Origin of the sequence: Mesorhizobium sp. CU3, assembly GCF_006442965.1 — a bacterium.
GTDB lineage: Bacteria > Pseudomonadota > Alphaproteobacteria > Rhizobiales > Rhizobiaceae > Mesorhizobium.
The window spans coordinates 149,859-172,315 of the sequence record NZ_VFWX01000004.1 but is presented as its reverse complement, the minus strand read 5'-3'; the positions used below and the strand labels follow the sequence as shown (position 1 = coordinate 172,315).

At 66.8% G+C, this 22,457-nt stretch carries 20 protein-coding genes; 13 read left to right on the top strand and 7 right to left on the bottom strand.

Annotated features, from left to right (window positions below; all coding sequences use genetic code 11):
- Positions 1-6 precede the first annotated feature (6 nt).
- From FJ988_RS08540 to FJ988_RS08495, 10 genes are all read left to right on the top strand, one after another.
- Positions 7-2,034 (top strand): hydantoinase/oxoprolinase family protein, encoded by a 2,028-nt coding sequence (locus FJ988_RS08540; RefSeq protein ID WP_140816425.1) that lies wholly within the window; start codon positions 7-9, stop codon positions 2,032-2,034.
- A gap of 3 nt (positions 2,035-2,037) precedes the next feature.
- Positions 2,038-4,020 carry a hydantoinase B/oxoprolinase family protein gene (locus FJ988_RS08535; protein ID WP_246688477.1) on the top strand — a complete coding sequence of 661 codons (1,983 nt, stop codon included), beginning with the start codon at positions 2,038-2,040 and terminating at the stop codon, positions 4,018-4,020.
- Between the two features lie 4 nt (positions 4,021-4,024).
- Positions 4,025-4,780, top strand: coding sequence for an ABC transporter ATP-binding protein (locus tag FJ988_RS08530; RefSeq protein ID WP_140816423.1), 756 nt, complete (start codon positions 4,025-4,027; stop codon positions 4,778-4,780).
- On the top strand, positions 4,777-5,505 hold the full coding sequence (locus FJ988_RS08525) for an ABC transporter ATP-binding protein (RefSeq protein WP_140816421.1): 729 nt from the start codon (positions 4,777-4,779) through the stop codon (positions 5,503-5,505). Before FJ988_RS08530 ends, FJ988_RS08525 begins: the two co-directional genes overlap by 4 nt.
- The gene (locus FJ988_RS08520; protein WP_246688476.1) at positions 5,502-6,419 is read left to right on the top strand and encodes a branched-chain amino acid ABC transporter permease; all 918 of its coding nucleotides are present in this window, start codon (positions 5,502-5,504) and stop codon (positions 6,417-6,419) included. Before FJ988_RS08525 ends, FJ988_RS08520 begins: the two co-directional genes overlap by 4 nt.
- Before the next feature lie 5 nt (positions 6,420-6,424).
- A complete protein-coding gene (locus FJ988_RS08515; protein ID WP_181183465.1) occupies positions 6,425-7,525 on the top strand; it encodes a branched-chain amino acid ABC transporter permease in 1,101 nt (366 codons plus the stop codon).
- Positions 7,522-8,724, top strand: a complete 1,203-nt coding sequence (locus tag FJ988_RS08510; RefSeq protein WP_140816417.1) for an ABC transporter substrate-binding protein — start codon at positions 7,522-7,524, stop codon at positions 8,722-8,724. Before FJ988_RS08515 ends, FJ988_RS08510 begins: the two co-directional genes overlap by 4 nt.
- A gap of 107 nt (positions 8,725-8,831) precedes the next feature.
- Positions 8,832-10,229, top strand: a complete 1,398-nt coding sequence (locus FJ988_RS08505; protein ID WP_140816415.1) for an aminotransferase — start codon at positions 8,832-8,834, stop codon at positions 10,227-10,229.
- 24 nt (positions 10,230-10,253) lie between these two features.
- Positions 10,254-11,684 (top strand): NAD-dependent succinate-semialdehyde dehydrogenase, encoded by a 1,431-nt coding sequence (locus tag FJ988_RS08500; RefSeq protein WP_140816413.1) that lies wholly within the window; start codon positions 10,254-10,256, stop codon positions 11,682-11,684.
- A 35-nt stretch (positions 11,685-11,719) separates the two neighbouring features.
- Positions 11,720-12,994, top strand: coding sequence for an SDR family oxidoreductase (locus FJ988_RS08495; RefSeq protein WP_140816411.1), 1,275 nt, complete (start codon positions 11,720-11,722; stop codon positions 12,992-12,994).
- A 5-nt stretch (positions 12,995-12,999) separates the two neighbouring features.
- Here FJ988_RS08495 and FJ988_RS08490 read toward each other — a convergent pair whose 3' ends face one another.
- The gene (locus tag FJ988_RS08490) at positions 13,000-14,004 is read right to left on the bottom strand and encodes an AraC family transcriptional regulator (protein WP_246688487.1); all 1,005 of its coding nucleotides are present in this window, start codon (positions 14,002-14,004) and stop codon (positions 13,000-13,002) included.
- A gap of 93 nt (positions 14,005-14,097) precedes the next feature.
- Entirely contained in the window at positions 14,098-15,015 is a 918-nt protein-coding gene (locus tag FJ988_RS08485; protein WP_140816407.1) for an SMP-30/gluconolactonase/LRE family protein, read from the bottom strand.
- 80 nt (positions 15,016-15,095) lie between these two features.
- Between FJ988_RS08485 and FJ988_RS08480 the strand changes: the two genes are divergently transcribed.
- Genes FJ988_RS08480 through FJ988_RS08470 form a run of 3 tightly spaced genes read left to right on the top strand, consistent with a single transcriptional unit; the run spans position 15,096 to position 17,516 of the window.
- Complete coding sequence (locus FJ988_RS08480; RefSeq protein ID WP_140816405.1) at positions 15,096-16,445, top strand: acyclic terpene utilization AtuA family protein; 1,350 nt, start codon at positions 15,096-15,098, stop codon at positions 16,443-16,445.
- Positions 16,435-16,782 carry a hypothetical protein gene (locus FJ988_RS08475; protein WP_140816403.1) on the top strand — a complete coding sequence of 116 codons (348 nt, stop codon included), beginning with the start codon at positions 16,435-16,437 and terminating at the stop codon, positions 16,780-16,782. Before FJ988_RS08480 ends, FJ988_RS08475 begins: the two co-directional genes overlap by 11 nt.
- On the top strand, positions 16,782-17,516 hold the full coding sequence (locus FJ988_RS08470; RefSeq protein WP_140816401.1) for an IclR family transcriptional regulator: 735 nt from the start codon (positions 16,782-16,784) through the stop codon (positions 17,514-17,516). The genes FJ988_RS08475 and FJ988_RS08470 overlap by 1 nt, the downstream gene beginning before the upstream one ends.
- Positions 17,517-17,563: 47 nt before the next feature.
- On the opposite strand, the gene FJ988_RS08465 is transcribed toward FJ988_RS08470, so the two are convergent.
- Genes FJ988_RS08465 through FJ988_RS08445 form a run of 5 tightly spaced genes read right to left on the bottom strand, consistent with a single transcriptional unit; the run spans position 17,564 to position 22,317 of the window.
- Positions 17,564-18,889: an FAD-binding oxidoreductase gene (locus FJ988_RS08465; RefSeq protein ID WP_140816399.1), complete on the bottom strand. Its 1,326-nt coding sequence runs from the start codon at positions 18,887-18,889 to the stop codon at positions 17,564-17,566.
- The gene (locus tag FJ988_RS08460; protein ID WP_181183464.1) at positions 18,886-19,869 is read right to left on the bottom strand and encodes a branched-chain amino acid ABC transporter permease; all 984 of its coding nucleotides are present in this window, start codon (positions 19,867-19,869) and stop codon (positions 18,886-18,888) included. Before FJ988_RS08460 ends, FJ988_RS08465 begins: the two co-directional genes overlap by 4 nt.
- Positions 19,866-20,774 (bottom strand): branched-chain amino acid ABC transporter permease, encoded by a 909-nt coding sequence (locus FJ988_RS08455; protein WP_140816397.1) that lies wholly within the window; start codon positions 20,772-20,774, stop codon positions 19,866-19,868. Before FJ988_RS08455 ends, FJ988_RS08460 begins: the two co-directional genes overlap by 4 nt.
- Positions 20,771-21,520, bottom strand: coding sequence for an ABC transporter ATP-binding protein (locus FJ988_RS08450; RefSeq protein WP_140816395.1), 750 nt, complete (start codon positions 21,518-21,520; stop codon positions 20,771-20,773). The genes FJ988_RS08455 and FJ988_RS08450 overlap by 4 nt, the downstream gene beginning before the upstream one ends.
- The gene (locus FJ988_RS08445; RefSeq protein WP_140816393.1) at positions 21,517-22,317 is read right to left on the bottom strand and encodes an ABC transporter ATP-binding protein; all 801 of its coding nucleotides are present in this window, start codon (positions 22,315-22,317) and stop codon (positions 21,517-21,519) included. Before FJ988_RS08445 ends, FJ988_RS08450 begins: the two co-directional genes overlap by 4 nt.
- Positions 22,318-22,457: the final 140 nt, after the last annotated feature.

Sequence of the window (22,457 nt, the reverse complement as noted above, 5' to 3'; positions counted from 1 at the left end):
ACCATAATGGCATCATTGCGTGTCGCGATCGACATCGGCGGAACCTTTACCGACGTCTGCATCCTCGACGATGCCAGCAAGTCGATCCGCGTCACCAAGGTGCCGTCGACGCAGAACCCGATCGACGGCTTCATGGCCGGCCTGCAAAGGGGCAATGTCGCGCTGGGCGAGGTCGCGCTCCTCGCGCACGGCACCACCGTCGCCACCAACGCGCTGATCACGCGGCGGCTGCCGCGCGCGGCGATGGTCTGCAGCAAGGGTTTCCGCGACATCATCGAGATCAGGCGCGCCGACAAGGAAGACCTCTGGGACACCTACAAGGACGTAGCGCGTCCCTACATCCCGCGCCGCGACCGGCTGGAAGTTGCCGAGCGCATGGACGCCATGGGGCGCGTCCGCCAGCCGCTCGACGAGGATGAGGCGCGCCGCGTGGCCCGCGTGCTGAAGAAGCGCGGCGTCGCCGCCGTTGCTGTGTGCTTCATGAATGCCTTCGCCAATGGCGAGCACGAACGGCGGATGAAGGAGATCCTGCTCGAGGAGTTGGACGGCGTTCCCGTCACCACCTCGTCGGAGACGCTGCCGGAAATCTTCGAGCACGAGCGCTTCTCGACCACGGTGGTCAATGCAGCACTTGCGCCGGTCGTCGGCGACTATTGCAACGCGCTCGACGCTCGGCTGAAGTCCGAAGGCTACAAGCGCGACCTGCTGCTTCTCCACTCCGGCGGCGGCGTGATGACGGCGCGCGGCGCAAAGCAGTTCGCCGCCCGGCTCGCCGGCTCGGGCATCGCCGCCGGCGCCATCGCCAGCCGCCACATCGCCTCGCAATGCGGCTTCCCCAACTCGATCGGCCTCGACATGGGCGGCACCAGTTGCGACGTGTCGCTGGCCAGCGAAGGCCGCTCGCGCGTCACCAAGGACTGGTTCATCGAATTCGGCTACCCGATCCGCTTCCCGGCGATCGAACTGCTGACCATCGGCGCCGGCGGCGGCTCGCACGCCTGGATCGATCCGGCAGGCTCGCTGCGCAACGGTCCGCAATCGGCCGGCGCCAACCCGGGACCAGCCTGCTACGGCCGCGGCAACATGATCCCGACCAACACCGATGCCAATGTCGTGCTGGGACGCCAGGGCACCAGCCTCGCCGGCGGGCATATGTCGCTCGATCCGAAACTCGCCCAGGCGGCGGTGGCCAAGGGCATCGCCGAGCCGCTCGGGCTCGAAGTCCACTCCGCCGCCAACGCCATCGTCCAGGTGGCGAACGCCAACATGGCCGATGCCGTACGCCTGATCTCGATCAGCCGCGGCTACGATCCGCGCGATTTCGCGCTGGTCGCCTTCGGCGGCGCCGGCGCGCTGCACGGCGCCGAGATCGCCCGCGACCTGGCGATCCCGGTCGTCATCGTGCCGCCCAATCCCGGCGTCACCTCGGCGCTCGGCTGCCTGCTCGTCGATGTCCAGCACGACCTTGGCCAGACCTTCATCAGCGAGGCGACGAAGACCGACATGGCGACGCTGCAAGGCCTGTTCGCCAGGCTGGAGGACGAAGCCTGGGAGTTGCTGCGGCAGGAGGGCGTCGAGCGCAAGGACGTCATCCTCGAGCGCTCCGTTGACATGATGTACCAAGGCCAGTGGCGCTCCCTCTCGGTGCCGTTCGGAGCAGCGCTGCACTCCATCGACGAGCTCATCGCCGCCTTCCACGCGCTGCATGAGCGCGAATACAATTTCCGCCGCGACGACGCGCCGGTCGACATCTACCGCGTCAATCTGAGCGCCATCGGTGTCACGCCCAAGGCGACGCTCGCCGAGCATCCGCTGTCCGACGAGGCGCCGGTGCCCAAGGAACGGCGCACGGTCTGGTTCGACGACAAGCCGTTCGCCGATACGCCGATCTATCAGCGCGAGGAGATGAAGGCGGGCGCCAGACTCGTTGGACCGGCCATCATCGAGCAATTCGATTCGACAACGGTGGTGCCGCCCGGCGTCAGCGCCGAGATCGACCGCTTCCTCAACATCGTCATCCGTTTCGGGGCCTGAGCCATGAAGACTGCCGCCGCCATGCAGCGCGCCGAAGGGTTCGCCCTCGATCCCGTCACCTTCGAGGTGCTGAAGAACTCCTTCATCAACTCGGTCAACCAGATGTCGGAACAGATTCTTCGGACCTGCTACTCCTTCGTCATCTTCAACCGCGATTTCTCCAACGGCCTCAGCGACGCCAATGGCGACTCGGTCGCCCAAGGCGACCAGGACCTTGCCGGCCATGTCGGCACGCTCCATCTCACCTGCAAGGACGTGATCCGCGTCTTCAAGGGACGCATGGAGGATGGCGACGTCTATGCCATCAACGATCCTTACGCCGGCGGCACGCATTTCTCCGACGTGCGGCTGATCCGTCCGATCTTTGTCGACGGCGAGGTCATCGGCTTTGCCCAGTCGAACGGCCACTGGACCGATGTCGGCGGCTCGACGCCCGGCTCCTTCGACGTGATGGCCAAGGACATGTTCCGCGAGGGCATCCGCATCACGCCGGTCAGGCTCTGGCATGCAGGCCGCTTCTGCGACGACGTGGCGAACCTGATCGCCGCGCAGACACGCGATCCCGCTTCCATCATCGGCGACATGCAGTCCCAGGCGCAGGCGACGATGATCGCCGCGCGCGAAATCCAGCGCCTCGTCGCGAAGTACGGCAAGGAGACGGTCAAGGCCGGCTTCGCCGACGTCCAGAACTATGTCGAGCGCGCCACCCGCCAGCGGCTGGCCGAACTGCCGCGGGGCACCTGGGAGACCGAGGATTTCCTCGACCGCGACCTCGGTGCGGGCGAGGGGCTGATCCCGATCAAGATCAAGCTGACGCTGACCGGTGAGAAAGCGATCTACGACTTCACCGGCTCGCATCCGACGGTCGCCTCGCTCTACAATTCTGCCTTTGGCGGCACCTTCTCGGCCTGTGTGGCGGCGATGAAGAACTTCTTCCCCGACCTGCCGCTGAACTCCGGCTTCTACCGCACGATCGAGGTCATCGCGCCGGAGAACACCATCGTCAACGCCAAATGGCCGGTCGCCGTCACCGGCTTCCTGATGCCCTTCGACAAGATCGTCAATTCGGTCGGCGAGATGTGGTCGCGCATCATCCCCGAACGCGCCATGGCCTGCACCTTCCATTCCGAATATCTGCTTACCGGCGGCCAGGATGCGCGCAAGCCAGAGCGCCCGACCTTCATGTTCTATGACTGGCTGCCGGGCGGCTGGGGCGGGCGAAACGGCAAGGATGGCTGCAACCTGACCACCTTCCTGTTCGGCACCGGCCTGCGCTCGCAGCCGGTCGAGGGCCAGGAGCGCGGCTCGCCGATCATCACCGACGAATACCAGGCGCTGCCCGATTCCGCCGGTCCCGGCAAATGGCGGGGCGGTGTCGGCGTCATCAAGCGCGGCACCATGCTCGAGGTCGACGCCGCGGTGATGTCCTATATATGCGACCGCGAGCGCTCCGTCGTCTGGGGCATCCAGGGCGGGCTGCCCGGCCTGCCGCACGGCATCACGCTGACGCGGGCCGGATCGGACAAGGGCGAGTGGATGGGCGCGGTCTTCTCCGACGTGGCGGTACAGCCGGGCGACCATTTCAGCCGTCCGACATCCGGTGGCGGCGGCTTCGGCGATCCACTTGAACGCGACCCGCAAGCCGTGCGCGAGGATGTGATCGACGACTATGTCACCGTCGGCCGCGCCAGGATCGACTACGGCGTCGTGCTTAAGGTCGTAGACGCGGACCTGCTCGAATACGAAATCGACGAGGAAGCGACGCTTGCCGAGCGCGTCCATATCCGCGCCAACAGGGTCGCCTGGGCGCGCGAGGACGCGGGAGCCGTCGCTGCTCGCTACCGGGTCGGCGAGATAGGCATGCTGGACGCGATCCGCCGCCATGCCGTCATCCTCGACTGGGGCAGCGGCGAATTGCTTCAGAAGACGACGCGCCAGTACCGCGCGGCGTTCGAGAAGCGCACCGTCGCGTTCTGGAGCGCGTAGCGCGATGGGTGAGCTTGCCCTGCAATCGGTCGATCTGGCCTTCGGCGGGCTGAAGGCGCTGCGCGGCGTGTCGCTTGCTCTGGGCGGGCGCGGCGTTATCGGGCTGATCGGGCCGAACGGCGCGGGCAAGACCACTTGCATCAACGTCATGACCGGTATGATCGCGCCGAGCGCCGGCGACATCACGCTTGACGGCGCGAGCCTTCTCGGCCTGGCGCCGAGCGAGTTGCGCCGGCGCGGGATCAGCCGCACGTTTCAGGCGGGCCGCCTGTTTTCGGCGCTGAGCGTGCATGAGAATGTCGCTGCCGCCGCGGTCGGTCTCGGCCGCTCGCGCGGCCAGGCCGATAAAGCGGCGGACGCGACGCTCGAATGGATGGGGATCGCGGCGCTCGGCGGCCGGCGCGCCGCCACGCTCTCCTATGCCGATCAGCGCCGGACGGCGATCGCGCGCGCTTTGGTCGAGACGCCGGCCTTCCTTCTGCTCGACGAACCGGCGGCCGGCATGTCGCAGCAGGAAGCGGCGGAGCTCGGCACGCTGATCCGCCGCATCCACAAGGAGCTCGGTGTCGCGGTGCTGCTCGTCGAGCACAACATCACGCTGGTGCTTTCGGTGTGCGACCACATCCATGTGCTCGACAGCGGCGCCGAGATCGCCGCCGGCTCGCCCGATGAGATCCGGGCGAGCAGCGCCGTGCGCGAGGCCTATCTCGGTTCTTCGCTGGAGCGCCAGGAAGCGGCGCGGGCGGAGGTCGCGGCATGACGATGCTCTCGCTCGACGACGTCAGCGTCAGCTACGGTCCGTTGACCGCGGTCCGCAACGTCTCGCTCGATATCGGGCGTGGCGAGATCGTCTTCCTCGCCGGCCCCAACGGCGCCGGCAAGTCGACGCTGATGCGCGCCATCGCCGGTGTGCTGGCGCCAAGCCAGGGCAAAATCACCGTCGCCGGCAAGTCGACCGCCGGCATGCGCAGCGAAGCGGTCGTCCGCCTCGGCTTCACGCTGGTGCCCGAAGGCCGCGAGATCTTCGGCTCGCTGTCGGTCGCCGAGAATCTCAGCATCGGCGCCTATCTGCGCCGCGATCGCGCCGGCATCGAGGAGGACATGGACTTCGTCCTCTCGGAACTGCCGGCACTGAAACCGCGCCTGCGCGACGCGGCCGGACTGCTGTCCGGTGGCCAGCAGCAGATGCTGGCGATCGGGCGGGCATTGATGACGCGCGCGCCGATGATCGCCATCGATGAGCCGTCGCTTGGTCTGGCGCCCAAGCTGATCGACCAGGTCTACGACATCCTGCTGGCGCTCCGGGAAAAACGCGACCTCACGCTGCTGATCGCCGAACAGAGTTTCATGCGCGCCGTCGAGGTCGACGCGCGCCTGGTCATGCTGCGCAGCGGTCATGTCGTGCGCGCGGGCAGGGCACGTGATCTGGCGGCGGAGCGCTCGCTCGAAGGCAGCTTCTTCGGCTTCGAGGGGGCGGCGGCATGATGCTCAACCTCGCCCAGAACCTGATCGACGCGCTCAGCCTCGGCAGCATCTATGCGCTGACCGCGCTCGGCATCGGCATGATCTTCAGTGTCATGCGCCTCGTCAATTTCGCGCAGGGCAACTACATAGCCTTCTGCGCCTTCGCGCTGCTGGTGCCGGCGGGCGAGGGGATCTCGCGGCCGTTCATCGGCCTTTTGCCCGGCTGGGCGCTGGTGCCGGTCGTCATCGCCCTGGGCATGCTGCTCGCCATGGCCTCCGAAATACTGCTCTTCCGCCATCTGCGCGGTGCGCAGCCCGCCACCATGATGATCGCCTCCTTCGGGCTGGGCTCGGCCTTGCAGAACCTTCTCTTGATGCTGTTCGGCAGCCGTCCCATCGCAATCAACCTGTGGCCGGCGCTGACCCAGCCGGTGATGATCGGCTCGCTGATGGTGCCGCGCCTGCAACTGGTCATCCTCGCGGTGACCGCGCTTGCGCTCGTCGCGCTCACGCTCTTCCTGCGGCGCACGCGCTTCGGCACCGCCATGCGCGCTTCGTCGGAGAATTTCCTGATGGCGCGCATGCTGGGCGTCCCGGCCGACCGTGTCATCCTCGTCGCCTTCGGCATTTCCGGCGCGCTCGCCGCGACCGCCAGCCTGCTGACGCTGCCGCAGACCGGCATCGCCGATATCCGCATGGGCGACGGCATCCTTTTGGTCGCCTTCGTCGCCACCGTCGTCGGCGGGCTGGGCAGCCTGACGGGCGCGGTGCTCAGCGCCTATCTGATCGGCCTCGTCAGCGTCTTCCTGCAGATCGCCCTGCCGCTCGCCGCGCGGCCCTATCGCGATGCCTTCGTCTATGCGGCGGTGATCGCCGTGCTGATGCTCAAGCCGGACGGCCTGTTCTCGGCCGACCGCCGGTCGCAGAGGATATGACCGGGATGAGTGCCAACCGTCCCCTTCAACGCCTGGCGGCACGGCATGCGACGTCGGTCATCCTGTCGCTGGCATTGCTCGCCACGGTCCTTCTGCTGACGGGCCTTGCCTCGCCGCTCGTCGTGCGCGTCGGCATCGGCACGCTGATCAGCGTCGTGCTCGTCGTCGGGCTTTTCATCTTCGTCGGCAATTCCGGCATTTTGAGCTTCGGCCATCTCGGCTTTGCCACCGTCTCGGCCTACGCCACCGCCTGGCTGACGATGCGGCCGGCGATGAAGAAGATGCTTCTGCCGGGCCTGCCCGAGTTCATCCTCTCGGCGCAATGGCCGTCTTTCCTCGCCACGCTGGCCAGCGGGCTGCTGGCCGGGCTCGTGGCGCTGGCCAGCGGCGTCTTCATCATGCGGCTCTCCGGCGTCGCCGCGTCGATCGCCACGCTCGCTCTGCTCGCTATTGTCAACACGGTCTACGCCAATTCCGACGCCGTCACCGGCGGTGTCGGCTCGCTCGCCGGCATCCCGACCGGGCTCGGCATCTGGACCGTTCTCGGCTGGGCCGTCTTCGCCATAGTCGTCGCTCACATCCATGCGACCTCGGCGGCGGGCCTGGCGCTGAAGTCCTGCCGCGAGGACCCGATCGCGGCGGAAGCCTGCGGCATACGCGGGTTCCGCGTGCGCCTGCTCGCCTATGTGCTGAGCGGCTTCGTCTGCGGCATCGCCGGCAACCTGCAGGCCCGCTATCTCGGCGTCATCAGCCCGGACTCCTTCTATTTCGGCGCGACGCTGCTGGCTTTGGCCATGCTGATCGTCGGCGGCATGTTCAGCCTGACCGGCGCCGTCGCCGGCGTGGTTGCGATCTCGGTGGCGATGGAAGTCCTCATCCGCCTGGAAGGCAGCATCGAGCTGTTCGGCTTCACCGTCAGTATCCCGGCGGGGACCGCGAACTTCCTGATCGCGGCCGCAATGTGCGTGGCGCTGGTGAAGCGTCCGCAAGGTCTCGTCGGCGATCGCGAGATCACTCTGCCCGCTTCCCTGCTGGGGAAGCTCGATCGCCACGCAAGCAACTCAAAAAACAACGTTGGGACAACCACAGTGGAGAACACACTATGAAGGGGAAGATTTTTCTGCGCCGCCTCGCGACGGCCTGCGCCGGCGCCGGCATCGCATCGGCTGCCGTTGCCCCGGCTTTTGCCGAGGAGATGAAGGTCGGTTTCGCCATCGCACAGTCTGGCTGGATGGAGGCCTACGACAAGGGTGCGACCCAGGCCGCGCTGCTGGCGATCGAGGAGATCAACGCCAAGGGCGGTCTGCTCGGCCAGACACTGAAGCCGGTGATCGAGGACACCCGCACCGATCTGGCGCGCGCCGCCCAGGCCGGCCAGACGCTGCTTGCCGACGGTGTCGGCGTGATGATCGTCAGCTGCGACTACGACATGGGTTCGCCCGTCGCGCTCGCCGCCGAATCCGCCGGCATCATCTCGATCTTCCTATGCGCCGCCGACATCAAGGCCGGCGTCCAGGGCATCGGCCCGCATTCCTACAGCGCCTCCTCGGTCGCCAATGCCGAGGGCGCGACCATGGCGGAGTGGTCCTACACCAAGCGCAAGGCCCGCACCGGCTATGTGCTGGTCGACACGACCATCCAGTATGACCGCAGCCTGTGCGCCGGCTTCGACTGGATGTTCCCGCAATTCGACGGCGCCAAGGTGGTCGGCGAGGACACGTTCAAGAACGGCGACACCTCGATCGCCTCGCAGATCACCCGCATCAAGGCGTTGCCGGCGCAGCCCGACGTCATCATGCTGTGCTCCTACATTCCGGGCGCTGCCAGTGTGGCGCGCCAGCTGCGCGCGGCCGGCATCACCTCGCCGATCCTCAACGGCACGGCGATGGACGGCGACTACTGGCTGGACTCGGCCCCCGGCCTCAAGGACTTCGTCGGCCTCGCCAAGGGCTCGTTCCGCGGTGACGATCCGCGCCCCGACGTCAACGCCTTCGCCGAGCGCTACAAGGCCAAGTACGGCGCACTGCCGGTCAACCAGAGCGTTTTCGACGGCTATGTCGCCATCCAGCTCTGGGCGAAAGCGGTCGAGAAGGCCGGCAGCTTCGATTCCGAGGCGGTGGTCAAGGTGCTGGACTCTTTCAAGGACGAGCCGTCGCTGCTCGGCCCGCGCACCTTCACGCCCGACGTGCATATCCAGACGCAGATCCCGTTTCTGGTAACCGACATCGTCGACGGCAAGTCGAAGGTGATCGACCAGTTCACGATCTCGAAGAACATCCCGCTGGACGTGCTTCTGGCGAAATGACAGCGCGGGGGCCGGCCTGACCGCCGGCCCCCTCAACCCGAACCATAGAGCCAAGCGCGCGCCGCCCAGCGTCGCGCGAGAGGCCGCCTTTTTACCTGGAGGACGCCATGTCTGCTTCGATCCCCAACTCCGTTGCCGCGCGCGACAAGGCGTTCGCCTTGCATCCTTTCGTCGATCCTCTCGCCAACATCGAGCCGTTCGTCGTCACCCACGGCAAGGGCGTGCGCGTCTTCGACGAGGAAGGTCGCGGCTACATAGACGCGGTCGCCGGCCTGTGGTGCGCCTCGCTTGGCTTCGACAATGAAAGGCTGGCGCGCGTGGCCTACGAGCAGATGCGCAAGCTGCCTTTCTACCATGCCTTCACCGGCAAGACGAACGTGCCGCTGGTCGACCTCTCGGAGCGCCTGATCCAGCTCGCGCCCTCGCCGATGAGCAAGGTCTTTCTCGCCAATTCGGGCTCCGAAGCCAACGACACCGCCATCAAGCTGATCTGGTACTACAACAATGCGCTGAAACGGCCTGAGAAGAAGAAGATCATCGGCCGCGTTCGCGGTTATCACGGCATCACGCTGGCAACCGCCTCCGTCACCGGCCAGGTCGTCAACCACACCTCGTTCGACGTGCCGCTCGCCCGCTTCCACCACGTGCAGACCCCGCTTTTCTACCACAACGGCCTGCCCGGCGAGAGCGAGGAGGATTTCGCCAGCCGCTGCGCCAAGGAGCTCGACGACCTGATCGTCGCCGAGGGACCGGACACGGTGGCGGCGATGTTCATGGAGCCGATCATGGGCGGCGGCGGCGTCATCGTGCCGCCACGCACCTATTACGAGAAGATCCAGGCGGTGCTGCGCCGCCACGACGTGCTGGTGGTGGCCGACGAGGTGATCTGCGGCTTTGGCCGCACCGGGTCCTACTGGGGGTCGCAGACCATGGGCATCGAGCCCGACATCCTGACCTGCGCCAAGGCCCTTTCGGCCGCCTTCTTGCCGATCAGCGCGGTGCTGATCGGCAAGAAGATCGTCGACGCGGTGGCCGAGGAGACGCATGCGATCGGCACCTTCGGGCACGGCTTCACCTATTCCGGCCATCCGGTGCCGGCCGCCGTCGCGCTGGAGACGCTCAGGATCTACGACGAGGAAAACATCATCGGCCGGGCGGCCGAGACCGGGCAGTTCCTTCAGACGGAGCTCAAGCGCCGTCTCGCCGATCATCCGCTGGTCGGCGATGTGCGCGGCGCTGGCCTGATCGCCGGTGTCGAGATCGTCGCCGACAAGGCGGAGCGGCTGAATTTTGCCGCCACCGACAAGATCGGCCCGACGCTGGTGCGGCTGTGCGAGGCGAAAGGCGTGATCCTGCGCTCCTGCCCCAATGACACCATCGCGCTCAGCCCGCCGCTGATCATCAATGCGGCCGAGATCACAGAGATCATCGATCGGATGGAAGCCGGGCTCGACCTCATCCATTCCACGTTGCGCAGCGGCAAGCCCGCCATCGCCGCCGCCTAGCAACGATCATTCGCAGGAGAAATCATGACCCCTTCCCTCTATATCGACGGCGAATGGACGCGCGGCTCGGGCACGCGTGCCGCGCCGGTCTTCGATCCGGCAACCGGAGCCTCCATCGGCGAGGTGCCCTTCGCCGAGAAGGCCGATCTCGACCGCGCGCTCGAGGCCGCGGAGCGCGGCTTCAGGCTGTGGCGCGACAAGAGCGCCTTCGACCGCTCGGCCATCATCCGCAAGGCGGCCTCGCTCCTGCGCGACCGGCACGAGATGGTGGCCGCCGCGATCAGCCGCGAGATGGGCAAGCCGATCGTCGAGGCGCGCCTGGAGGCGGTGATCGCCGCCGACCATATCGACTGGAACGCCGAGGAGGGCCGTCGCGCCTATGGCCGCGTCATTCCGGGCCGCGGCCCCGACATCACCCAGACCGTGCTCAAGGAGCCGGTCGGTCCGGTGGCCGGCTTCAGCCCTTGGAACTTCCCGGTGACGCAGCTCGTGCGCAAGATCGCGGCCGCCCTTGCCGCCGGCTGCTCGATCATTGCCAAGGCGCCGGAAGAGACGCCGACCTCGACCATGGAGCTGGTGCGCTGTTTCGCCGACGCCGGGGTGCCGGCAGGCGTCGTCAACCTGGTGTTCGGCGTACCGGCGGAGATCTCCGAGTACCTGATCCCGTCGCCGGTCATCCGCAAGGTCTCGTTCACCGGCTCGGTGCCGGTCGGCCGGCATCTCGGCGCGCTTGCCGCGCGCCATGTCAAGCGCGCGACGATGGAGCTCGGCGGCCATGCGCCCTTCATCGTCGATGGGGACGTCGATGCCGGCAAGGTCGCCAGCCTCGCCGTCGCCATGAAGTTCCGCAACGCCGGACAGGTCTGCGCTTCGCCGACGCGCTTCCTGGTGCATGAGCGGGTGTTCGACAGTTTCGTCGAGGATTTCGTCGCCCGCAGCGCAGCGCTCAAGGTCGGACCCGGCCTGTCGCCGGAAAGCCAGATGGGCGCGCTGGCGCATGGCCGCCGGCCGGATGCGGTCGAGGCTTTCGTGCAAGACGCCCGCGACCAGGGCGCAACGGTGCGCGCCGGCGGGCGGCGTCTCGGCAATGAGGGCTATTTCTACGCGCCGACCGTGCTCACCCATGTGCCGCTCGACGCGCGCATCATGAATGACGAGCCGTTTGGACCGGTCGCAGTGATCAATCCGGTCGCCTCGCTCGATGAGGCGATCAACGAGGCCAACCGCTTGCCTTACGGGCTTAGCGCCTACGCCTTCGCCAAAAGCCTGGAGGCCGCGGACCGCATCGCCAGCGAGGTGCAGGCCGGCACGATCTCGCTCAACCATTTCGGCCTGGCGATGCCCGAGACGCCGTTCGGCGGCATCAAGGACAGCGGCTGGGGCAGCGAAGGCGGCGTGGAGGGGCTGCAGGCCTATCTGCAGGACAAGTTCGTGACCCGCAAGCGTGCAGCCTGAAACCGCCTTGACGTCGATCGACGCATGAGGACATCATGACCAGCCATGTCATCCAGTCCCGTGGCATTTTTCACGGGCTTCCGACCTATCCGGAGACGCTCACCGGGCTTACGGCGATCGTCGCCGGCGCGAACGGCATCTCCGGCTCCTACATCGTCAGGGCGCTGGCGCAGTCGCCGCAGCGTTGGTCGAAAATCTGGGCGCTCTCGCGCCGGCCGGCCACAGGCACGCCGGCCGGTGATCAGGTCGAACATGTAGCGATGGACCTACTCGATGCCTCCCCGCAGTCCATCGCCGCCGAGCTCAAGGAAAAGGGCGTCAAGGCCGACTATGCCTTCTTCTGCGCCTATCTCCAGCCGCCGGCCGAGCCGGGCCGCACGATCTGGGAAGACGCCGAACGGCTGACGGCAGTGAATCTGAAACTGCTCGAAAACTTCCTCGAGGGGCTGGCGCTTGCCGGCTCGCTCCCGAAGCGCGTGCTCGTCCAGTTCGGCATGAAATATTACGGCGTCCATCTCGGCCCCGCGAACTATCCGCAGGAGGAATCCGACCCACGTGTCGGCGAGGCGCTGGAGCCGAATTTCTACTATGCGCAGCACGACCATCTGAAGGCGTTCTGCGCCCGCCACGGCATCGAGTGGGTCGAGACGCGGCCGGGCTGGGTGCTGGGCGCCGTGCCCGACGCGGCGATGAACATTACGCTGCCGCTGGCGATGTATGCCGCGATCCGCCGGCACATGAACGAGCCACTTGTGTTCCCCGGCGATCTCGCGGCCTGGGAATGCCCGGCCACGAACTCATCGGCGATGCTCAACGGCTACATGGCGGAATGGGCGGCGCTTGCGCAGACGACGGCCAACCAGAGCCTCAACATGACCGACGACAGCGCCTTCACCTGGGGCAGGCTGTGGCAGAAGCTCGCCGGATGGTACGGTATCGGCTACACGCCGCCGTCGGACGACGCATCGGCCTACCGGCATACGGATTTCAAATACGATCCGCCGCGCGGCTTCGGACCGAAGGGGCGCATCCGCTTCACCTTCACCTTCTCGGAATGGGCCGGGCGGCCGGCAGTGCAGGCGGCCTGGGCCGAGCTGGCCCGGCAACATGGGCTGACGCCGGCAAGGCTGACCGACATCGACCGCATCTTCGGCCTGCTCGACTACATACTGTCGGCGGTGCCGCAACTGCTCAACGCCGACAAGGTCAAGCGCCTCGGCTTCTTCGGCACGGTGAGCAGCTATGACACTTATCGCTCGGTAATCGAGGAGATGGCCGGCATGAAGATGCTGCCGCCTGTGGACCTTTAGGGCAGCTAAGCCTTCCTGCGCAGCGGGCTCTTGCTTGGCGCGGTGCCGGTCCATGTCCGGAAGGCGCGCGAGAACACCGAGCCGTCGGCGTAGCCGGCGCTGATGGCGATCTCGGTGATCGAGTTTATGCGCCCCTGCGCGAGAAGGTCCTCGGCGACGCGCTGGCGCTCTTGCCGCACGATGTCGCGAAAGCTCGTGTTTCGCTCGGCGAGCGCGCGTTGCAGGCTGCGCACCGGCATGCCGAGCTTGACCGCGACGTCGGCGATCTGCACCGTGCGCCGTCCCATCGACTGGGCGACGATGAGGCTGACCTGGCGTGCGAGGTTTTCGTCTAATGCCGTGGCCTGTCTGGCGAGCTGAAGATGCGCCTCGACGATCGGCAATAGCGCGTAGCTGACCCGTTCCGAGCGCAGCATGAGGTCGTCATTGCCGATAACCAGCTTGTTGACCGGCTGGTCGAAGAAGACGGGAGCATGGAAGATGCCTTCATAGACGCGCGCCCGCGATGGGTTGGAATGCGCCAGATGGACCTCGGTTGGCGCCCAGTTGCGCCCCATGCGGGTGCGGATCAGGCTGCACATATTGGCCAGCGAATATTCCACGTCCTGCCTGGTCGAAACGCCAAGCTCATGCACGCGGTAGACATAGTCGGCGCCTTCCGGCGTGTCGATGAACTCCAGCTCCCAGCCTTCCTGCATCGAGGCTCCCCAATGCGAGAAATGCAGCAGCGCCTCGCGCAAGGTCCGCGACGTCGACATCAACAGTCCGAGCGAGCCGACCTGCTCCGGACGGATCTCGGCGCCGATCCGCAGGCCGAGGCACGGATCGCCGACGAGATCGGCGGCGCTTTGCTGGATGGCGAGGAAGGCCCGGAACGGCAGGCGGAAATGCGGCTCGACCAGATCGGCGCTCTTCAGCCCATGCGCCGACAGCATCGGCGTCGCGTCGTGGCCTCTCGCCTCGACGGCCTCGACATAGGGCAGGAGCAGATAGCTCCTGATCATGCGCACAGTGTTCAACAACCTTTCTCCGTGCAGTACGGCGATTGGATCAAACTTCGCCGGTTTCGCCAAGGTTTGATAAAGGCATCAGTCGGGCGGTGCTCACATATGCGAGTAAAGCAGGGCGCCGGGCGCGGGCATCGCTGCCTCGAGGATGACGCCGCGCTCCGCCTCGGTGACGAAAAGCATGCGGCGGTCCGCTCCGCCATAGGCGACATTGGTCGTGCGCAGCCCGGCCGAGGAGCGGATCCTGAACAGCGGCTCGCCGAGCCGGCTGAAGAGCCATACCGTGCCGGCGCCGGCATGCACAACGGCGAGATTGCCGTCCTCGTCGAGCGCCATGCCGTCGGGGCCGGTCGGGCTTCCCGAGAGCTGCAGGAAGACACCCGCCTTGTGGATGCCGCGATAATCGGGCAGCAGCGGCAAGGATAACACCTGGTTGGTCCTGGTCACGGCCACGTAGAGCAGCGTCTCCTCGCGGTTGAGCACCAAGCCGTTGGGGCCGGCCAGGCCCTCCATCAAGAGGTCGAGCTCGCCGCTGGCACGCAGCCGGAAGACGCGACCGTACGGCGCCTCCAGCGCGCTGTCGCCCTGGTCGGTGAAGTAGAGATCGCCCGTCGACGAGAAGGCGAGGTCGTTGAGGCCGTGGAAGCGATCCGTGCCCGGGCCGGCCAGCCGCGTCTCGCGCGTGCCTTTGGCAGGGTCGAAGACGAGCAGTCCGTGCATCCGGTCGGCGACGAAGATGCGGCCGTCGCGGTGGATCTTCAGCCCGTTCGGCTCGCCTTCGTAGTCGGCGAAGACGGATGCCTCGCCATCGGGCGAGAAGCACAGGATGCGGCCATGCGCCAGGTCGACCGCGTAGAGCTTCCCCTGCCGGTCGAAGGACGGACCTTCCAGGAACGAATGCAGCGGCCCGCCGCGCCGCGCCGCGATCCAGTGGCTCGTCTCGCCGGAGCGGTACAGGCCCTCGGGCAGGCGGAAGGCGATCTTGGCGCGGATTTCCGCGGCTGGCGGGTACATGCCGGTCTCCGTAGCATTGCTTTGATCCGTATTTTGATCCTATAGTTCAAAATACGCAACAGAAGTCTGGATTTTAGGACATGAATAACTTTGTTCGCGTGGGTAGCGGTGCCGGCATGGCCGATGACCGGATCGCGCCCGCGCAGGCGATCGCCGAACGCGGCGGGCTCGACTATCTGGTGATGGAGTGCCTCGCCGAACGAACCATCGCCCGCGAGACGCTGGACCGTTCGAAGGATCCGTCGCGCGGCTACACGCCTTCGCTGCGCCAACGCATTCGCGCCGTGCTGCCGGCATGCCGCGCCAATGGCACGCGCATCGTCACCAATATGGGCGCGGCCAATCCCCGGAGCGCCGCCGCGGTGATCGCCGAGGAGGCGCAGGCGCTTGGTCTGGCCACACCCTTCAGCGCCGTCGTGCTCGGCGACGACGTCGCGGAGCTGGTGCGCGGCGAGGGCGGCCTCGCGACGCTCGAGGACGGCCTGCCGCTGGAGGAGATATTGCCTCGCATGGCATCGGCAAACGCCTATCTCGGCGCCGACGCGGTGCGCGATGCGCTGGGTACGGGCGCCGAGATCGTGGTGACCGGACGCGTCGCCGATCCGTCGCTGTTCCTGGGGCCGATGCTGCACCATTTCGGCTGGTCCTATGACGATCTCGACCGGCTGGCGGCGGGCACGGTTGCCGGCCATTTGCTGGAGTGCTCCGGGCAGCTCACCGGCGGTTGCTTCGCCGATCCCGGCCGCAAGGAGGTCGAGGACCTCGCCGGCCTCGGCTATCCCTTCGCCGATGTCTCGATGGATGGACGCGTCACGCTGTCGAAGACGCCGCAAAGCGGCGGCCGGATCGACCGCGCCACCTGCACGGAGCAGCTTCTCTACGAGATCCACGACCCGTCGCGCTACATCACGCCGGACTGCGTGCTCGACATCACCGGTGTCGACTTCGTCCAGCGCGGCAAAGATCGCGTCGAAGTCGTCGGCGCGGCGGCGCGTGCGCGCACCGACAGCTACAAGGTCGTCGTCGGTTATTTCGATGGCTATATCGGCATCGGCGAGATGGGCTTTGCCGGCATCAACGCGGTGGCGCGCGCTCGGCTAGGGGCGGAGGTCGTCAAGGAAAGGCTCAGCCGTCTCGGCTTCGTCTATCCGGAGATGCGCGTCGACCTGATCGGCATGTCGAGCCTGCACGGCGATGCCGCCTCTCGCCCGGAGCCCTACGAGGTCCGGCTGCGCATCGCTGCGCGCAGCAACGACCGCACCGCAGCCGCCGCGGTTGGCGCCGAGGTGCGTGGGCTGCACATGCAGGGGCCGGCCGGCGCCGGTGGCGGCTACAGCCTCGGCGTGCAGGAGGTGCTGGCGGTGAAGTCGGTGCTTCTGCCGCGCAACCGCGTCACGCATCGGGTGGAGACCATCGGCCATGCTCACTGACCAAGCGCCTGCCCGCAAGCGCGTTTACGACCTCGCCCATGCCCGTGCCGGCGACAAGGGCAACACCTCGAACATCTCGGTCATCGCCTATGACGAGGCGGCCTGGGAACTGCTCAGCGAGCGTCTGACGGAGAAGCGCGTCGCCAGGGCCTTCCATCATATCGCGGGAGGGCCGGTGCGCCGCTACGCGCTGCCCAAGCTGAGGGCGTTCAACTTCGTCATCGAAAACGCGCTGGGCGGCGGCGTGACGCGGTCGCTGGCGCAGGATCCGCATGGTAAGAGCCTGAGCACGCTGATGCTGACGATCGATCTCGCCGACGAGGACCGCGCCGACTGATGGACAAGACTTTGCGCAAGGGCTTGCAGTTGCTGGAGACGCTCGCCGCCAGCAATGGGCCACGCGGCGCCGCCGAGCTCGGCCGAGAGCTCGACCTGACGCGCTCCAACGTCTCGCGCCTGCTCGGCACACTTGCCGAGCTCGGCTTCGTGCGCCGCGCCGACGAGGCCGGCCGCTATGCCGCGACGCTGAAGGCCTGGGAGATCGGCATGCGCATCATGAGCCGCGACCCGCTGCGGCGCACGGCGCAGCCGTTCCTGCGCGCGCTGCATGCCGAGACTGGTCTCAACGTCTTCCTTGCGGTGCTCGACGGTGACGACGTGCTCTATCTCGACAAGGTCGAGGCCAATACCATCTCGCATGTCTCGGCCCAGCCCGGCATGCGTCTGCCGGCATTCCTCATTTCGTCGGGCCGTGCGATGCTGGCTTGGCATAAGCCCGAGATGGTGGGGGCGCGGGTCGCCAGTCATCCCCGCACCGCCGGCCTCGATAGGGATGATCTCAGCGCGGATCTCACGCTCACGCGCGAACGCGGCTGGGCGATGACCGTGGACGGATCGCGCGAAGGGGTCATCAGCTTGGCGGTGCCCGTGTTCCTGGCCGATCTGCCAGTCGCGGCCGTGGCAATGTCCGGACCGAAAGCTGAACTGGATCAGAAGCGACGAGAGGCTTTGCTGCCGGCCCTGCTGAACGCCGCGGCGCGGATATCGGAAGCGCTCGCGCATATCGGGTAGCGAGTAAAACAGCTCAGCCGCCAGATTCCGACGGCGACCCCCGCGCATTACTTTGCTTTTGTTGCGTTATGGCTCGCTCCCTCCATCCGGTCGCGCAATATACTCCATGCGAGCATGACGTTGGGGGCATAGCGGACCACGCCGTGCAAAGGGATCGGCGACGGCGGCGCACTGGGTAGCGGCAAGTCATGGGCGTCCGCGCCGCTCGCCCAGTCGGCCAGCGCCTTGCCCATTGCCGTGGTCATGGCGATGCCGCGGCCGTTGCAGCCGAACCCCGCGATCATGTCGGGCCCGAGATCGATGAGGCGCGGCAGGAAATCCGGCTCGATCGCCGCCACGCCTGTCCAGCTGTAGGCTATGGGCGGCAAATCGGCGAGATCGAGATGCCTGGCGAGCCGCCGCCAGATCGCTTGCGGCACACGCCTCTCGGCGCCGGCGCCGATTATGTGCATGCCGCCGCTGATCAGCCGGTTCTGCCCGTCGAAGCGGCAAGTGAAGAGGTTGCGTCTTGTATCACCGACGCCTTGTCCACCGGGCAGCAGGCGCGCGCGGAGGTCGCGCGGCAGCGGCTCCGTGGCGATCTGGAAGACTGTTAACGGCACATAGGTTAGGGCAAGGACGGGGTTGAGTGCGTCGCCATAGGCGTTGGTGGCGACCAGCACCTTGCCGGCCCGCACCGTGCCGGTCGCGGCCTTCAGCGCCCAGCCATCCGGTAAGCGATCGATGGAAGTGACACGCGTCCGTTCGAAGATGCGCGCGCCCGCCCGCTCCGCCGCGTCCGCCAGGCCGCGCGCGAACTCGACCGGATTGAGAACACCGCCGGATTTGTCCATCCAGCCGCCGACGTAACCGCGAATGCCGGTGAGTTCCGTAACCGCCCGGCTGTCCAGTGCGACGGCCGGCCGGCCGCGGCGCGCCCATTGCTCGGCGCGCGACTTAGTCTTTTCGGAGGCTGCCGTCGTGTGCGTCGGCTGGATCCAGCCGTTCTGCAAGGCATCGCATTCGATGCGGTGGCGTTTGATCAGGCCGAAGACGAGGTCGGCGCTGCCGGCGGCGAAGTCGATCAGGCGCTCGCCGCGCTCGGTCCCAAGCTTGGCGACGATATCGTCCGGGTCACGCTTGGCGAAGTTCGGCACGACGAAGCCGGCATTCCTGCCGGTCGCGCCCCAGGCAATGCATTCGGCTTCGAGAACTGCGACCGAAAGCCCTTTCTCGGCGGCGTGCAGCGCCGTCGACAGTCCGGAAAAGCCGGCGCCGACGATGGCCAGGTCGACGTCGAGCCCGCCTTGCAGCGTGAGCCGGTCGCAATGGTTACGGCTGACGGCATGCCACAGCGAAAGACCATTGCCGTTCGGCCTGGTCATGGCGCTCATGATCCGGAGCCGCCCTCGCTCGGGGCCATCCTTGCATGCTTGCCGAGGCGCGGCCGCCGCGGCCGGTCGCCGAACAGCCCCGTCGGCCGGACCAGCAGGATGACGCACAGCATGACACCGATGGCGACAATCTGCAGGGCCGCGGCGCGCGCTTGCTGCTCCGGCGAAAAGAGCACGCTGGTGAGCGCGCCCGAACCCGCCCAGATCGCCCAGACCAGCACGCTGCCGGCGACTGCACCCGCATTGCTGCCGGAGCCGCCGACGATCAGCATCACCCAGACCTGGAAGGTGAGGATCGGCAGGTAATTGTCGGGTGCGATGAAGCCGATGAAATGGGCCTGCAGCGCGCCGGCAAGCGCCATGATCGCGCCGCCGACGGCAAAGGCCTGCACGCGATAAAAGCGCGCGCTTTTGCCGAGCGAGACCGCCGCGCGTTCGTCTTCGCGCAATGCCTTCAGCACCCGTCCCCATGGGCTGCGCGCCAGGTGCTGCAAAGCGAGATACACCACCAATGTGACCGCCGAGACCACGGCTAGATTGGACAGGTTGAACAGCAGGGGCGTCTCGGCGAGTCCGCTGAAGGGGCGTGGGATGAAACCGATGCCGAACGGTCCGCCGGTGAGCTTCTGGGCGTTGAGCGCGACCAGTTGCACCACGACCGCGACCCCGAAGGTGGTGATCGCCAGATAGTCCGACTTCAGCCTTAGCGTGGCGATGCCGGTGAGGGCCGCGGCCAGACCGCCAACGACCATCGCGCCCAGCCAGCCGACGAGGATCGGCAAGCCAAGGCCGCCCAGTCGCGCGGGGTCGTCGGGCGTGGTCAAGAGCGCCGAGGTATAGGCGCCGATGGCGACGAAGCCTGCGAGCCCGACATTGAACAGGCCGGTCAGCCCCCATTGCAAATTGAGCCCCAGCGTGACCAGCGAGAAGATCAGCGCGGTGGTCAGGAAGAAGGCGCCGTAGCCGAGAAGATCGATCATCTTTCCCTCACGCCGAACAGGCCGATCGGCCGTACGAACAGCACCGCCATCAGAATGATGAAAGAGACCGCGGCGCGCCATTCTGCGCCGATCAATTGCACCGCGCCGGCTTCGGCCAGGCCGATGATCAGGCCGCCGAGCACGGCGCCCGGGATGCTGCCGATGCCGCCGAGGATGGCGGCGGCGAACATCGGCAGCAGCATATCGAAACCCATGAAGGGGCGGATCTGGATGAGGATGCCGATCATGACGCCGGCGACGCAGGCAAGTGCCGCGCCGATGATCCAGGTGACGCGTACGACGCCGGCGACGTCGATGCCGACGACGCGGGCAAGTGCCGGGTTCTGGCTCATCGCCTGCATGGAGCGGCCGGTCTGGGTGCGCGTCGTCAAAAGATGCACGCCGACCACCAGCACGACAGTCAGCACGAGCAGCGCGATCTGATCGGGCGTGATGCGGATGCCGAGGCCGACCGGCATGGCGATCTGGATAGCGCGGCTGAAATAGGTCGGGCGTGAGGTGAAGATGAATTCGAGCAGGCTTCTCAGCGCCATCGATGCGCCGAAGCTGCCCATCACGACGATGATCGCCTGTTCCTGCCGGCGCAGCCGCGAGAACAGCACCTTGTCGAGCAGCAGCACCAGCAGCGCGGTGAAGGCCATGCCGGCGATCAGGCCGACGATCAGCGGCCAACCGAAGGACAGCGGCGCGATCGGCGCCACCTTGCCGAACAGGGCGCCGATCGCGCCGACGCAGACCAGCGTCGCATAGGCGCCCCAGGCCATGAAGTCGCCATGGGCGAAATTGGAGAAGCGCAGGATCGAATAGGTCAGGGTCACGCCGATGGCGCCGAGGCCGATCATCGAGCCGGCAAGCAGCCCGTCGACGACGAATTGCAGGCTCATGCCGCGCCTCCCGCTTCCGGCTTCAATGGCCGCTGGCCAAGATAGAGCTCGGCGACCACTGGATCGTCCCATAGCGTCGAGGCCACACCCTCGTGCCGCTCCTTGCCTTCAACCAGCACATAGGCGCGATCGCCGATGGCAAGGGCCGCCTTGGCGTTCTGCTCGACCAGAAGGATGGTGACTCCGGATTTGCGGATGGCGGAGAGCATCTCGAACACCATCGACACGAATTTCGGCGACAGGCCGGCCGACGGCTCGTCGAGCACCAGCACCTTGGGATGGATGATCAGCGCCCGGGCCACCGCCAGCATCTGGCGCTGGCCGCCCGACAAATTGCCGGCCGCGCTCCGCTTCTGGCGCGCGAGGTCGGGGAACATCGCATACATTTCCGCGATGCGGGCCGGCGCCTCGCGCCGCTCCAGGATGCCGCAGGCTACCTTCAGATTGTCCTCGACCGACATTAGCGGGAAGACATTCTCGGTCTGCGGCACGAAGGCGAGGCCGAGCCGCACCATGGTATGCGCGGGCGCCGCTGTGATGTCGTTGCCGTCGAGAAGCACTTTGCCCCGGCTGATCGGGACGAGACCGGCGACGGCCTTGATCAGGCTCGACTTGCCGGCGCCGTTCGGCCCGAGCACGACGACGATCTCGCCCTTGTCGACGGTGATCGAGGCGCCGCGCACTATCGGCACGCCGGGCTCGTAGCCGGCCTCGAGGTCGCGCACGTCGAGCACGGTTTGGCTCATGCCGCGCCTCCGAGATAGGCCTCGATGACGCGCGGATCGCGCGCCACCTCTTCCGCCGTGCCCTCGCACAAAAGCTCGCCGCTCGCCATCACCAGAACGCGGTGGCAGAGCCGCGTCACCATGTCGATATTGTGCTCGATGAGCAGGAAGGTGATGCCGCTTTTGTTGATGTCGCGGATGCGGTCGATGATCACTTCGAGCAGGGTGGCGTTGACGCCGGCGGCCGGCTCGTCGAGCAGGATGATCGCCGGATCGGCCATCATCACGCGGGCGAGTTCGAGAAGCTTGCGCTGGCCGCCCGAAAGCACGCGCGCCGGCTCGTGCGCAAGGTGGGTCAGCGAGACGAGATCCAGCAGCTCGGCGGCCTTCTTCGCGGCCGCCTTCTCCTCGGCGGCGACCCGCCAGGGCGTGACGAAATTGGCGAGCAGCCGCTCGCCGGCCTGGCCTTGCGCGGCAAGCATGACGTTCTCGATCAGCGTCAGATTGGGCAGCGGCCGGGGTATCTGGAAGGTGCGCCCGAGGCCCCGGCCTATGCGGCGGTGCGCGGCCTCGCCCGAGACCAGCGCGCCGTTGAGCCGGATTTCGCCGCTGGTCGGCAGGATGCTGCCGGCGAGCAGGTCGAACATCGTCGTCTTGCCGGCGCCGTTGGGGCCGATCAGGCCGAGGATTTCGCCCGGCCGCACGTCCAACGACACGTTGTTGACTGCGACCAGGCCGCCGAAGCGTCTGGTGACGTTGGTCGCTGTCAGAACCGGCGCACGGGTCTGCGCCCCATTCTGTCTCGCCGTCTCGCTCATCAGTCCCTCTGGCCGAAAGCGATCATCGCCGCTTCCTGATTTTTGATATGTGATCACACTTGCTTTGATCACGCTATTCGGCTTTACTTTCTTCCGCAAGGCCGAAAAACGGCCGGACCCCAGAGGGTCGAGATCGGGAA